Source organism: Chitinophaga sancti (assembly GCF_034087045.1).
Classification (GTDB): domain Bacteria; phylum Bacteroidota; class Bacteroidia; order Chitinophagales; family Chitinophagaceae; genus Chitinophaga; species Chitinophaga sancti_B.
Map to the genome: position 1 here is coordinate 6,907,852 of NZ_CP139247.1, position 13,729 is coordinate 6,921,580.

Here is a 13,729-nt window from a genome sequence, read left to right on the forward strand (position 1 = left end):
GATTTTATTATGAAACAACTCCGTCAATTTGAAATTGCCTTTGTGGGGCTCAAACCCGGAGAGCATACATTTGAATACCAAGTTACGGATAGTTTTTTTGAAAACTACGGACCGCAGGATTTCAGCGACTGTAAAGCAACAGTAAAGCTGACCTTGGACAAGAAAAGCGATTTTTTCCTGTTAAAGTTTGAAATTGGCGGATCAGTTAGCGTAATTTGTGACCGTTGTGGGCAACCATTTAATCTTCAGCTATGGGATGATTTTACCCAGGTGGTGAAGATGGTGGAGAATCCTGAGGAGATTGAAGGTGATGAGGATCCGGAAGTATCTTATATTTCGAGAACGGAATCGCACCTGAATGTCGGTGAATGGATTTACGAATTCATCAACCTGAGCATTCCTATGCAGAAGATACACCCGGATGTGGATGGCAAAAGCACATGTGATCCGAAAGTATTGGAAATGCTGGACCAGATGAACAAACAATCTGACGCTCAGGACAATCCAATTTGGAAAGACCTGGACAAATTCCGGAGCAATTAAGCCGGGATCTTAAGGGAAAAGATACTTATTGAAACATTAAACTAGGACAATTAAAAACTAAATACGATGCCAAATCCGAAACGCAGACATTCTCAGCAAAGATCAGCTAAGAGAAGGACGCATTACAAGGCCTTTGCGGATACTTTAAGCACAGATAGCGCAACTGGTGAAGTGCACCTGAGACATCGTGCTCACTGGGTAGAGAATAAACTGTACTACAGAGGAAAAGTTGTATTGGAAAAACAAAGCAGCGCTAAATAATTTTACTATTTTTACCCCGAGCAAAGACAAATTTAAACGTTCATGAGAATCGGGCTAGATATGATGGGCGGTGATTATGCCCCCGTCGAAGCAGTAAAAGGAGTAAAATTATTTTTAGATACTGTTGCAGCAGATGCACATCTGGTGCTGATTGGTGATGAGGCAGCCCTGGCTCCCTTATTATCTGAAGCACAGTTGGACCAATCAAAATATTCAGTTGTTCATTCATCCCAGGTTATTGGGATGAATGAACATCCTACCAAGGCGCTGAAGGAAAAGCAACATTCTTCTATCAGTATTGGGTTTCACCTGTTACAGAGCGGGAAGATTGATGCCTTCATCAGTGCTGGAAATACGGGCGCTATGATGGTTGGAACATTCTATTCCATCAAAGCGATTGAGGGGGTTCAGCGACCAACGATATCTACACCAGTGCCAAGATTGGACGGCTCTATCGGGCTGTTACTCGACGTTGGTATCAATGCCGATTGTAAAGCAGAAAACCTGCTCCAATTTGCAATACTTGGGTCTCTCTATTCCAAACATATCCTGAATGTAAGTAACCCTACTGTAGGTCTGCTGAATATCGGAGAAGAGGAAGGTAAAGGTAATTTGCTGGCACAAGCCACTTATCCTTTGCTGAAAGAACACCCTGGTTTAAATTTCATTGGCAATGTGGAAGGTCGTGATGTACTGACTGGCAAGGCTGATGTCATTGTATGTGAAGGTTTTACGGGGAATGTTGTACTCAAGATGGCTGAATCACTGCACGATATAGCAGTACAGCGGAATATTAATGATGAGTACATGGACCGGTTTAACTTCCAGAGCTATGGCGGTACACCTGTATTAGGCGTATCTAAGCCGGTGATCATAGGTCATGGTATATCGAAAGATACTGCCTTTAAGAATATGATTGTGCTGGCTCAACAAATGATCGAAACGAAACTGCTGGAGAAGATCCGGGAGAGCTTTGTGAAATAATTTACATCCTATTAGAACTAAAAATTATTGATACCAGTCGCAAGGCTGGTATTTTTTTACGTTGTATAAAAACAAGGTCGGACATAATGCCCGACCTTGTTTCTTTATACAGGATTTGCCGACAGTGGCAACTTTACATAAAATGTAGTACCGACCGTTAACTGTGTCTCAAACCAGATCTCTCCCCTCGCCTGCTCCACTATATTCTTACACATCGCTAACCCTAAACCAGTCCCTGAATTCTTTGTTGTAAAGTTCGGTACAAATATTTTTGACTGAACCTCAGGCGGAATACCATCCCCATTATCCGATACACTCACCACTACCCAACCCGGATCCTCCTCCTCCATATTGATGGTGATGATCCCCTCTCTTTCTTCCGGTATAGCCTGTATCGCATTCTGCAGGAGATTGGTAAACAACCGGTTCATCTGTGTCTTATCTGCAAATACATAAAACGCATGCCCCGGATGATTGAACTGAATTGTACTATGTTCGTGGCTTTGGTACAACTCTTTCAGAGAATGTAATACCTCATTCAGCATCAACACCTCACTATTCGCCTCCCCTATCCTTGCAAATGCAGAGAAATCTGATGCGATATTCGCCAGATGCTCTATCTGCTCTACCAACGTACGCGCTACATTCGTAGACAGCTGTTTTACATTTGGAGCATCATTATCTATCGCTCTTTGCAGATACTGAATACTCAGTTTCATAGGCGTGAGCGGGTTCTTGATCTCATGCGCCACCTGTCTCGCCATTTCTCTCCACGCCCCTTCACGCTCACTCTTTGCCAATCTGGCCGCACTCACCTCGAGCTTTCTCACCATCTTATTGTATTCTTTTACCACAGCCCCGATCTCATCATCCTTTTCCCATTCTATCTCATCATTCTGCTGCCCTAAGCTCACATGGCGCAAGCGCTCTGTTACTAAGGAGAATGACTTTGTAATAGAGTTGGTAATTAATAATGCTAATAACCCTGCTATTAAGAATATAAACGCATTGAAATTGATGAGCGCCACTAAGAAGTTGGAGATCTGCTGGTTCAATTCCGTTTGCGTTGCAAAATACGGTACATTCAGATAAGCGAAGATCTCTCCATTATTACGCAACGGTGCATAGCCTGATAAGTACCCCATCGAACCGATCTTCTCCTTCTGTATCCACTGGATCTTTTGCTGACGCCCCAGTTGCATATACGCATCCGGATTTATTTTTCTCGACAACAACCCTTTCTCTGTAATCAGTGGCTGCGTTGTTACCTGCAAATTTCCATCCCTGTCATAAATGTTTATATCCAACGCCCGCTCATCTGCAATCTCACCTATAGATTCTGACAAACTGGCCTGGAATATCGGATCATACAGATCCTCCAGGTCATCAAACATGCGTTGATTTGCAAATACCTTCTCCACTTCATGCGTCACCTCATTGATCGTATGGCTCAGACGTTCCTTATTCTCTCTTTCAGAACGATCAATGAAGAACAATACCGTGGTCAGACCCAGGATCACAAATGCAAATACCACAATGAAAATAATGGTCCCGGTTACCTTTCTCCTGATATTAATATTGACCAGTGATTTAAGGTTGCCAATCCGCATCCTTGCTTTCACCAACAGATCCAGCACCCTGTAAATAGCAATGATCAACAGGAACAGGCAGAACATGTACGCAAAGAGCGTGATAAATTCTATAAAGCTCCGGATCTCTTTTGCCACAATCACTACCTTGTCTTTCGATGCTTTGTAGTACATCAGCGAATACCCATTCACCTTCTTCACCGTCACTTCATCTGTAGGCATATCCGAATCGTACAACTTGACCGGAAACGAGTAATCATTGTTATTATTTACCAGTTGCCCCTTGTCATAAATCGCATAAGAATAGGTCGCATTAGACTCTTTTTCAGGGTCATAGATTTCTCCATCCACCAGCAATTCAGGATACAATCGTTGTGAATTGACCACCGCTGGTGTCAGCTCATATACCAGGTAGCCTGCCTTCTCCCCATTGCGATAAAAATCTTTCTGACCTATATAGCTATAATCATTGAATCCTCTTTCATTATAATAGAGATCGTTCCCGATCAGTTCTGATTCCACCAGCATCTTCCTGCTCAGTGAATAGAAAGAACTGGTGTCGCCACCATAAATCGGCATCCCGTTCTCATCAAAGGCATAGATGTCTACCTTAAATCGACCCAGGTATCCTTTGAAATATTTTTGCTTCAACTCATTCTCCAGGGTACTCCTCGGCATATTCCCCCCATTCGCCTGTTGAAAAAAGTATTGCAATAGTTCATCCTGCTCCATCTGCTTTGTTACATCAGTGAGCAACATTTCCAGATAAGGGTCCTTTTGTTTCGACAATTCTATCGCCATTCTTTCACGCAGACTCAGCTCCTTCTGATCGTTGTAATACACCAGCACCGCAGAGGTTGTGATTGTCAGCAAAAACAACCAGAACAAAAACGGCACTGTCGCCAGGCTATTCTCAAATTTAAATGCCAGTGCATCCAGCAGGATCACATAGATGATCAGCCATATCACCAAAGCAATGGAATAATGTATCTCCGGATTATGGATCCTGAACACCAGCCACACTACGCCGACTATCGCCAGGAATACATACTTGGTACGATGCCTGAAACTGGTCAACTCATTGAGCAGTGAATTCACAATCTGTGAAAAGAAGAGGAAGCTAAACGCGATGAACCCTAATATGATCGCACCGATGATGCTGTATTCATTCAGACTGAATGGGTTCGCCACATCAAAAGAAATGCGGGAGTCGATCACCAGGCTCTGAATGAGCTCAGACAAAAACTGTCCGACCACGTACATGATGTAACTACTCAGAATGATCACCCCTCTTTGCTGCCATGCATTCTTCACCGGAGGCGCTTTGATGGATTTTACATGCTGCCTGAAAAACAGCAACAACCAAAACGTCAGCGATACGTTCAGCAACAGGTCGCCCAGCGATCGGAAGATCTCGTCCTTTGCATAGATCAAAGGCGTGAAGATATTGAGTGTTCGCAGGTTGAAAGGAAACGGGTACAGGTAACTCAATAACCTGAATACGACAATGACAGCCAGCAGGAACAGAAACCCATTCAGGGCGCTCTTTTGTCTTGCCAGCGTCGCGGCAAAGAGGTTGATGAAGATCAATACACAGAAACAACCCATTACTCTGAGTATGACACTCAGTAGGTTAGGAGGCTTGGTATCCAATGTTCTGTCGTAGTGCAGGTAAAAAAGGATCAGCCCTTTGCCATTGAGTACGGGTATGCCGGGGGCTTTGAGGTTGATATTGTATTCCCGTCCCAGCGCAGGTTTATCATAAAAGTGATCGACCAGGTAATTGTTCGTAATACTATACTCCATCATGACCGGTATCACACCGACCATAAAGCGTTCATGCCCAGCCTCCGGACTAAACACCCGTCGGCACAGCACTTCATAATATCCGTTCTTTAATTTTACAAAACGGTTTCCATCCACCAGCGGCACCTGCCATTCCTCCGGTGTTACCATATTGGTGCTCCAGAATACCAGCCAGCGGCCGGCCTCACTGCTATCGTAGGCAAAAACATAAAAGTCCTTTGTATCCAGGCTTTTTATTTCCTTCTCATTGTAATTGCGTGAAAAAAGATGGTTGAGCAGAAACTGATCTTTGATTATTTTTTCAAAAGACGCTTCCCGCTGGGAGATACTTTTTTCCAGGCTACGCTTCACTCCCATGGGGGAGGAATAGTAGGACCAGTAGTTACTGAACAGGAAGGAAAAGGTAAACAGCCAGGCTGCTACGATCAGTAGGTATCCGTGTCGGATGAAGAAAAGTCGTATTTCTTTAATGTCTAGCATTTTTTTGCTTCGTTCCAGAGTTCATCCATTTCACCCAGCGTCATTTCATCCAAAGATTTGCCTTTTTCGGCCGCTTTCATTTCAATATATTGGAAGCGGCTGATAAATTTTTTGTTGGTACGTTCCAGTGCATTTTCTGCATCAATCTTCAGAAAACGTGAATAGTTGACCAGGGAAAAGAGTACATCCCCGAATTCCCCTTCAATTTCGTCTTGATTGCCCGTAGCCACTACTTCTTCTAGTTCCTGTACTTCTTCTTTCACTTTATCCCATACCTGCTCTGTAGTATCCCACTCAAAACCGACAGTTTTGGCCTTGGATTGCAGGCGCATTGCCTTTACCAGCGCGGGTAGGGATACAGGTACACCACTGAGTACAGAGGTTTTACCTTCTTTCAGTTTCAGTTTTTCCCAGTTTTGTTTAACGGCTTCCTCATCTTCGGCTTTGACATCGCCATAGATGTGCGGATGGCGGAAGATGAGTTTTTCACAGATGCCGTTGATCACGTCTGTCATGGTAAACTGCCCTTGTTCGGCTCCTATTTTGGCATAAAAAACGATATGGAGCAGCAGGTCGCCCAGTTCTTCCTTAATGGCTTTCCAGTCGGAAGTGGTGATAGCGTCTGCCAGTTCATATAATTCTTCAATAGATTGCTGACGCAGGGTGTGGATGGTTTGTTTTCTATCCCAGGGGCATTTTTCCCTGAGATCATCCATAATACTGAGTAGCCGTTCGAAGGCCGCGTTATTTTCCATTTGTCAAATATAAGGAATATGTGTCCGCTGCTAATTTCGGGCCGAAATTTGAAGATATCCGGCCGGCCATCATATGTTAATTTCTTTTTGTTGATGACAAAGGCATTTTCTTTACATTTGTCGGCCGGTTTAATCACCGTAAAAAGACTAATTTTCGTTTCATGAATACCAAACACATTGCACTTATTTCGTCTGAATTGGGCATTCCAGCCCGTTCAGCTGAGAATACCATGAATTTGCTGGCAGAAGGGTCTACGGTACCCTTTATCAGTCGCTACCGTAAGGAAGTGACAGGCAGCCTTGATGAGGTGCAGATAGGCCGTATTGAAGACCTGCAGAAACGTTACAAGGAAATTGATGAACGTCGTGCGTTCATTATCAAAACCATTACAGACCAGGAGAAAATGACCCCTGAGCTGCAGGACAAACTGGAAAATACCTGGGTACTGACAGAACTGGAAGATATTTATCTGCCATACAAACCTAAACGTAAGACCAGGGCTACTGTGGCGATTGAAAAAGGTCTTGAACCACTGGCTAAAATGCTGTTTGAACAACAGGAAGGTGTACCACAATCCCTTGCAGAACAGTTCCTTAACGAGCAGGTAGCCTCTACGGATGAAGCCCTGAAAGGTGCCCGCGATATCATGGCTGAGTGGATTAACGAAAATGCTGAGCTGCGTGACAAAATGCGTAAGCTTTTCAACCATACATCTGTTTTAACCTCCAAAGTGATCGAAGGCAAAGAAGAGGAAGGCAATAAATACAAGGATTACTTCGATTTCAACGAAGATTTCAGCAAAATACCTTCTCACCGTGTACTGGCTATTCTGCGTGGAGAGGCTGAAGGGTTCCTCTATGGCACCATTGCGCCAAACGAGGAAGATGCGATTGAGATCATGGAGAAACAATTCATTACCACCCGCAATGCTGCTGCAGAGCAGGTAGGCAAGGCGATCACAGATTCTTACAAGCGTCTGCTGCGTCCTTCCCTGGAGAATGAATTCCGTGCACTGGCCAAAGACAGAGCGGACCAGGAAGCAATCGAGGTGTTCGCAGAGAACCTGCGTCAGCTGTTGCTTGCTGCACCACTGGGTCCTAAAGCCGTGATTGCCATTGACCCGGGTTATAGAACCGGTTGTAAAGTGGTAGCGCTTGACAACCAGGGTAATATGCTGGACAACGATGTAATTTACCCATTGGAAAAGAACTATAAACGTGATGACGCAGAAGCCCTGCTGAAAAAATGGGCTGATCGTTATGACACTTCTGCTATCGCAGTTGGTAATGGTACTGCTGGTAGAGAGACAGAAGAATTTGTGAAGAAGATTGATTTTGGTAAAAAGATCAATGTATTCATGGTGAATGAAAGTGGTGCTTCTGTGTATTCTGCATCTGAAGTAGCGCGTGAGGAGTTCCCTGAATTTGATGTAACCGTACGTGGTGCAGTATCTATTGGCCGCAGACTGATTGATCCACTGGCAGAGCTGGTGAAGATTGATCCAAAAGCGATTGGTGTGGGGCAGTACCAGCACGATGTGAATCAGTCCCAGTTGAAACAGAGCCTGGACAGAGTAGTGGTAAGTTGTGTGAACAATGTAGGTGTGAACCTGAATACAGCTTCCAAACACCTGCTGGCGTATGTATCTGGTTTAGGACCAAGCCTGGCGGAGAATATTGTAAAATACCGTAAGGAGAATGGTGCATTCAGCAATCGCTTACAGCTAAAGAAAGTAACCCGTTTGGGTGAAAAGGCGTTCGAACAGTGTGCGGGCTTCCTTCGTATTGAGAATGGCGATAATCCACTGGATAATTCAGCAGTACACCCTGAGCGTTATAAACTGATAGAGAGCATGGCTTCCAAACAGAATTGTACCGTACAGGATCTGATAGCGAAAGAAGATCTGCGTAAGCAGATCAATCCTAAAGAGTATGTGAGTGAAGAAGTAGGTCTGCTTACTTTGGAAGACATCCTGAAGGAGTTGGATAAGCCAAGTCGTGACCCACGCGATGAGATAGCGATCTTTGAATATGCAGAAGGTATCAAGAGTATGGAAGATCTGAGAGTAGGAATGACATTGCCAGGTGTGGTGACGAATATTACGAACTTCGGTGCGTTTGTGGATGTAGGGGTGAAACAGGATGGCCTGGTGCATATTTCTCATCTGAGCAATAAGTATATCAGCAACCCGAATGAGGCAGTGAAGTTGAACCAGAAAGTAACGGTGACAGTGTTGGAGGTAGATCCATCCCGTAAGCGTATATCCTTGTCAATGAAGACGAATGAGCCTGCGCAGCAGCAGCAACCAAGGAATAGGGAGCAGCAGCGTAGACCGGATAATAATAACAATAATAAGAAGGCAGCACCAGCACCTTTGAATGATTTCCAGGCTAAGCTGGCGGAGTTGAAGAAGAAGTTTAATTAATTCTTTGTTTTTTACAATTATAAAAAGAGGGTGTATCTAATTTGTGATACACCCTCTTTTAATTCGGATACCTGATGGGGCCAGGTTCCATTTTATGCGTTTCCCGGGAGTTTCATTTCCTTCTTTATTTCCTGAAAAAGGTCTTATTCTGGTTAGAGAACTCCCTCTTTTATGAATGTTATCACCTGACTCAATTACCGAATTTCTCTTTCCACTTTAGTAGTTTCTCCGGAAATCTCGGATCCCGCTCCTCACTATACAGCTTTACAATCCCATTTACCGCTACACCAGCGTACACGACATCAGATTTCATATCGATTGCAATCGCGGCTTCATCAGCCCCGCAATAGTGTTTACGACAGCCCTGGTTATATAGCACATCATTTTCCACTTCAATAGGAGGTGCGACGTCAAAACGTTCGCGCAGCGTATTGTTATCATTCCCTAACAAAGTTTTAAGCCGCGATTTGAGCGGTTCATGTTGCAGTATATCCGTTTCCGTAATATACTTACCGTCGTACTGTTCAAAATGCTTCCAGGAGGTCACTTTCACGGGTTCAATCGCGTCGTTAATGGTTATCATTGTGTCTGTCGCTGGCGCTTCAATGTTGTCTTTCTTCTCCCTTACATTATTCATTGAGGGTTCTTTGCACCCGAAGATGCATGCAGCCATCACGATGATGGCTGTTACATGTTTGGTAAATGTCATGATTTCATTGTTCGCGGCCTTTCTATAGCCGCTATCATTTTCCTTTAAATACAGGTACTCGTTTTTCTACAAAAGCCTGCATGCCTTCTTTCTGATCATCGGAGGCAAACAGCAGGTAGAAGTTCTTCCTTTCAAAATGTAAGCCTTCTTCCAGCGAGCTATCGAAAGCTTTCAGTACAGATTCTTTCGCCATGCGTACAGCGAGTGGACTCAGTGCTGCAATTTCGGTCGCTAACTGGATTGCTTCCTGCAAATATAATTCAACCGGAACGATACGGTTAATTAGTCCTGCATTTAATGCTTCTATTGCGGTAATAAATTTTCCCGTCAGTACCATTTCCATAGCAAGGGCTTTACCCACGGCCCTTGTAAGGCGTTGGGTTCCTCCTGCTCCGGGCATCACGCCGATCTTAATTTCAGGTTGTCCGAATCGGGCGGTTTCACTGGCTATGATCATATCGCAAAGCATAACGAGTTCACAGCCACCGCCTAATGCAAAACCGCTTACTGCTGCAATCAACGGCTTCTTTGTTTTCTTTATTGTATCCCAGGTGCTGAACTGATCGATATTATACATATCCATGGCAGTTTTCCCTGCCATCTGTTTAATATCAGCGCCTGCCGCAAAAGCTTTTTCATTTCCGCTGATCACGATCACGCGTACACTCTCGTCTGCGTCCAGTGATTTTAATGCTTCCTTCAGCTCTGTCATTAATTGCAGATTGAGGGCATTCAGTTCTTTGGGGCGGTTCAATTGGATGTGCGCAACATATGGCGCTACTTGCTGGTGTATGATTATAAATTCTGGTTGCATCCCCTAATTTACGTCAAAAATGTAAGCAATATTGAAAACCCGGTGAACACCAGCAGGAGGGTGAAACTATATAACAACACCAGTAATAAGGCTTTCCAGAATGACTTACCGCCATAAATTTTCTTTAAGGACAACATTAGGTAGATAAAGACGACGATGAGTCCAAAAACAGATATAAAATCTACACTAAAGAGCCAATCCAATATGGTGGTGAAAAGGTAGAAGATAAAAAAGAACGTATGGAAGTGCAGGGAAAAAATTGCATGGTCGGCATAGAAATATTTCTTATTGCGGCGGTAAAACCATTTGAGGTAAAGGGCAAATAGCGGGAGTAAGACGAACATCATTTTGGGATAGTTATGCTGGAATCGTTCGTTGATGCCCTCCTCTCCTTTTTCCTTTCGTTCTTTCTGTTTAAAATACTGGCGGACAGCCTGTTTTGTAAAAAACCCATCCCGTTGACCTTCAGGCAGGGCTTTTTGGGCAGCTAAGTAGTCTTTTTCATCTTTGTACTTCTCCAATTTTCCGGTCCAGGCATTGGCAATGCTATCAGTTTTGTCATCGTCATTCAGGTTGTAGCTTTCGGTGACTACCACCCCTTGGGTGTCACCTTTTTCATCTTTATGCGTGAAGGCGAAATAACTGAAGAAAAAGACGAAGGACGTAAAGATGTAGAACTTAATCGGATTTACATACCGGACCCTTTTGCCGGCGGTATATTCCTGGGTGAGGAATCCTGGCCGGAACAGGAGGTACTTGAGGGTGATTAATGTTTTTGAATCATAATGGATTACATCGGCGAAGAAGTGGTTGAACAGGTGGCCGAAAGTTTCGTGGGGAACGGTATTTTCCTGACCACAATGAGTACAGTAGCGCTCCGGAACTTCGGTGCCGCAATTAAGGCAGTTTTTTTCTGCCCTGATAGGTTGAGTTTTCAATTGGTAAAAGTGTTAGTCCTATAAATATAATTTTTTTAATCTGTTTTACGTTTTAGGGGAAAACAAAATTGGGTTGGGACTGGATTTCAATAATTTACAAATCCTTCATCCATAACATCCCCTAAATCATTATTTTTGCATTTAATATGTACACGAGGAAAACTTTATTTACAATAGCCATATTTCTGGGACTTTACACAGGGGCCAGGGCCCAGTATTATTACCTGGATATCCTCAATACCAAACAGACGGAGGCCAACCAGGCTAATTTCAAAAAGGCCAAAGTACAATCTCAGGTAGTAGTAAGTCTCGATGCTGAGGGACGGAAGACTGATTACGACTTTAAGAGTGAGCGGGATTTCCTAGACAACTACCGTCAGCTGATGACGGTGACCGCTTCCATCGCTACAGGCCGTTCCATCATGCGGACGTACTTTAATACCCACGGTCAGCTGACGAAGATTGTGGATAGTACCCGTAATGTCATTACTACGACCATTTATACGTACGACAAGTACGACTCTTCCCATAATATTAAGGAAATTTACGTCAAAACCGAGGATCCTAAGAATAAGTACTCCGTATCAGAAACAAGACGGTATGTGTACGATTCTCTGAACAGACCTACCAGAATGATCCATTTCCGTGGGGAAAAGCTGGAGGACTCTACTACGGTTAAGTTTGTGCTGGATAGTGCAGGGCACATAGTAGAAGAGCAGGAAACGAACAAAGGCAAGATCTATTACAAGTACAATGACCAGGGTTTACTGACGGATATTTACCGCTACTACCCTTCCAAACAGAAGATGTTACCGGATTATGTATTTGACTACGATGCGAAGAACAGGATTGGGGCGACGACAACAGTGAATGTTACGTCCGGCGATTATATCATATACAGAAATACGTACAATGAGATGGATCTGTTAGAATCGCAGGATGTGTATGGCAGGCAGAAAGTGCAGGTGGGTGTGGTCAGGTACAGATATAAATTTTAAAGATTTTTAGAAAAGGCTGTGGTATCGCAGTCTTTTTTATTTACTTTAAAGCTTTGCTGGGCTTGGTTTTCGAGTGGTGGTCTACAAATTCCAAAAAATAAGGATAAGATTTTTTTGTTTTTATAAAACAAATCCTATCTTTGCAATCCCAACGAAAAAACAACGGGTTGTTTCTGAGGGAAATAAGTTCTTAATACAAGCGGAAGTAGCTCATTTGGTAGAGCACGACCTTGCCAAGGTCGGGGTGGCCGGTTCGAGCCCGGTCTTCCGCTCACTGACAAACTTCCAAATTGCAGTGCAATTTGGATTTTTTGTTTAGGGCCACCCGGGTGGTGGAATCGGTAGACACGCGGGACTTAAAATCCCGTTCCCAGCAATGGGAGTGTGGGTTCAACTCCCATCCCGGGTACAGATGAAGCTGGCGCTTCAAGATTTTGAAAAGGCATCGCTCTCGCGGTGCCTTTTTTGTTATTGGAAAACCACATTACATTCAATAGCAACCATAGCCTTCCTATTTCATCCGGGAGTAATTAAAAATAAACCAGCCCATTTAATTATAAACCGGCCTTTACTATTTAAAACTGAAACCCATTTATCACCTTCGCTAATATCTCGGCCATAATAGCCCCTCCTTTATCAGAAGGATGTATCCCATCATAAGTAACATCTATTGCTTCTTTAGGATAAGGATATATATCTCCCACAGTAAATGGTATTTTAATATAATCAGGATAAGGATACTCTTTGTACTCGCGCGTTAAAGGATCCCTAAGATATTTAAACTTCACAGCCTGTGCTATCCCCAACCTGGGTTCACTATAAAGATCCACTACCTCCAGGTTTTCTTTCTTACCAATTGCTTTCACCGCATTAACAAATGATTCCAGACTCTGTCCCTCCTGGTCTTTATAAGACCCCCAGCTACTGAAATTATGATTGAGAATGTAAACAAAATCGCCACGCTGCATAGGTGTCATCAGTATAATATGTGCTTTCGGGTTAAGGCTACGCAATTTGTCAATAATCACCCTGAAAGCCCCATTTAGAGTAGCAATCCCGGTGTTGTTAGTATAATCGTCCAATGTACCTGTTTTTACACCCAACCACCAGTCATTAGTACCCAGGAATACAGTATAAACATCTGATGGCTTCAGATCCAAATCATCAATCTTATAGGCAATTTCAACGCTTGTCAGATAATTTTGCCCTTTGTTGATATACGTCAGGCCTGGCACCAGTTCTGTTGTTCTCGTTATCCATCCTTTTTCAACCCGGTTCTGACTTTCTTCCAGATGGTCATTTAAATAAGTAAAGGAATCGCCAATGGCAGTCCAGGTAATTTCCTTTTGTGGCACAAAGGAACTCAGCACAAGTGAAAAAAGGAGTAATAGGGAAAATAGTTTGCACCCTTTCATATCATTCTTTT

At 43.5% G+C, this 13,729-nt stretch carries 11 protein-coding genes and 2 tRNA genes; 7 read left to right on the plus strand and 6 right to left on the minus strand.

Translation table 11 applies throughout. The features are described from left to right. Positions 1–9: 9 nt before the first annotated feature. From SIO70_RS27770 to plsX, 3 genes are all read left to right on the plus strand, one after another. Positions 10–543 carry a DUF177 domain-containing protein gene (locus SIO70_RS27770; RefSeq protein ID WP_320576359.1) on the plus strand — a complete coding sequence of 178 codons (534 nt, stop codon included), beginning with the start codon at positions 10–12 and terminating at the stop codon, positions 541–543. A gap of 66 nt (positions 544–609) precedes the next feature. Beyond that, entirely contained in the window at positions 610–804 is a 195-nt protein-coding gene (gene rpmF, locus SIO70_RS27775; protein WP_072356725.1) for a 50S ribosomal protein L32, read from the plus strand. Between the two features lie 42 nt (positions 805–846). Then, a complete protein-coding gene (gene plsX / locus SIO70_RS27780) occupies positions 847–1,788 on the plus strand; it encodes a phosphate acyltransferase PlsX (protein ID WP_320576362.1) in 942 nt (313 codons plus the stop codon). 104 nt (positions 1,789–1,892) lie between these two features. Here plsX and SIO70_RS27785 read toward each other — a convergent pair whose 3' ends face one another. Together SIO70_RS27785 and mazG are read right to left on the minus strand one after the other, a co-directional pair. Beyond that, on the minus strand, positions 1,893–5,663 hold the full coding sequence (locus tag SIO70_RS27785; protein ID WP_320576365.1) for a HAMP domain-containing sensor histidine kinase: 3,771 nt from the start codon (positions 5,661–5,663) through the stop codon (positions 1,893–1,895). Continuing rightward, complete coding sequence (mazG, locus tag SIO70_RS27790; RefSeq protein ID WP_320576367.1) at positions 5,657–6,418, minus strand: nucleoside triphosphate pyrophosphohydrolase; 762 nt, start codon at positions 6,416–6,418, stop codon at positions 5,657–5,659. Before mazG ends, SIO70_RS27785 begins: the two co-directional genes overlap by 7 nt. Before the next feature lie 161 nt (positions 6,419–6,579). On the opposite strand from mazG, the gene SIO70_RS27795 reads away from it, so the two are divergent. Then, on the plus strand, positions 6,580–8,844 hold the full coding sequence (locus SIO70_RS27795; RefSeq protein ID WP_320576369.1) for a Tex family protein: 2,265 nt from the start codon (positions 6,580–6,582) through the stop codon (positions 8,842–8,844). 190 nt (positions 8,845–9,034) lie between these two features. Here the strand turns inward: SIO70_RS27795 and SIO70_RS27800 are convergent, their stop codons facing one another. From SIO70_RS27800 to SIO70_RS27810, 3 genes are read right to left on the minus strand one after another with little or no spacing between them, the layout of a single operon-like run. After that, complete coding sequence (locus tag SIO70_RS27800; protein ID WP_320576371.1) at positions 9,035–9,553, minus strand: hypothetical protein; 519 nt, start codon at positions 9,551–9,553, stop codon at positions 9,035–9,037. A 34-nt stretch (positions 9,554–9,587) separates the two neighbouring features. Then, on the minus strand, positions 9,588–10,367 hold the full coding sequence (locus SIO70_RS27805; RefSeq protein WP_320576373.1) for an enoyl-CoA hydratase-related protein: 780 nt from the start codon (positions 10,365–10,367) through the stop codon (positions 9,588–9,590). An 8-nt stretch (positions 10,368–10,375) separates the two neighbouring features. Next, the gene (locus SIO70_RS27810) at positions 10,376–11,305 is read right to left on the minus strand and encodes a DUF3667 domain-containing protein (protein ID WP_320576374.1); all 930 of its coding nucleotides are present in this window, start codon (positions 11,303–11,305) and stop codon (positions 10,376–10,378) included. 146 nt (positions 11,306–11,451) lie between these two features. Here SIO70_RS27810 and SIO70_RS27815 point away from each other — a divergent pair, with 146 nt between their 5' ends. The 3 genes from SIO70_RS27815 (at position 11,452) to SIO70_RS27825 (ending at position 12,712) form a co-directional block, all read left to right on the plus strand. Beyond that, positions 11,452–12,303 (plus strand): hypothetical protein, encoded by an 852-nt coding sequence (locus SIO70_RS27815; RefSeq protein WP_320576376.1) that lies wholly within the window; start codon positions 11,452–11,454, stop codon positions 12,301–12,303. A 199-nt stretch (positions 12,304–12,502) separates the two neighbouring features. Continuing rightward, positions 12,503–12,575: transfer RNA gene (locus SIO70_RS27820), tRNA-Gly, on the plus strand. 51 nt (positions 12,576–12,626) lie between these two features. Beyond that, positions 12,627–12,712: transfer RNA gene (locus SIO70_RS27825), tRNA-Leu, on the plus strand. A gap of 166 nt (positions 12,713–12,878) precedes the next feature. On the opposite strand, the gene SIO70_RS27830 is transcribed toward SIO70_RS27825, so the two are convergent. Continuing rightward, the gene (locus SIO70_RS27830; protein WP_320576378.1) at positions 12,879–13,718 is read right to left on the minus strand and encodes an SGNH/GDSL hydrolase family protein; all 840 of its coding nucleotides are present in this window, start codon (positions 13,716–13,718) and stop codon (positions 12,879–12,881) included. Positions 13,719–13,729 lie beyond the last annotated feature (11 nt).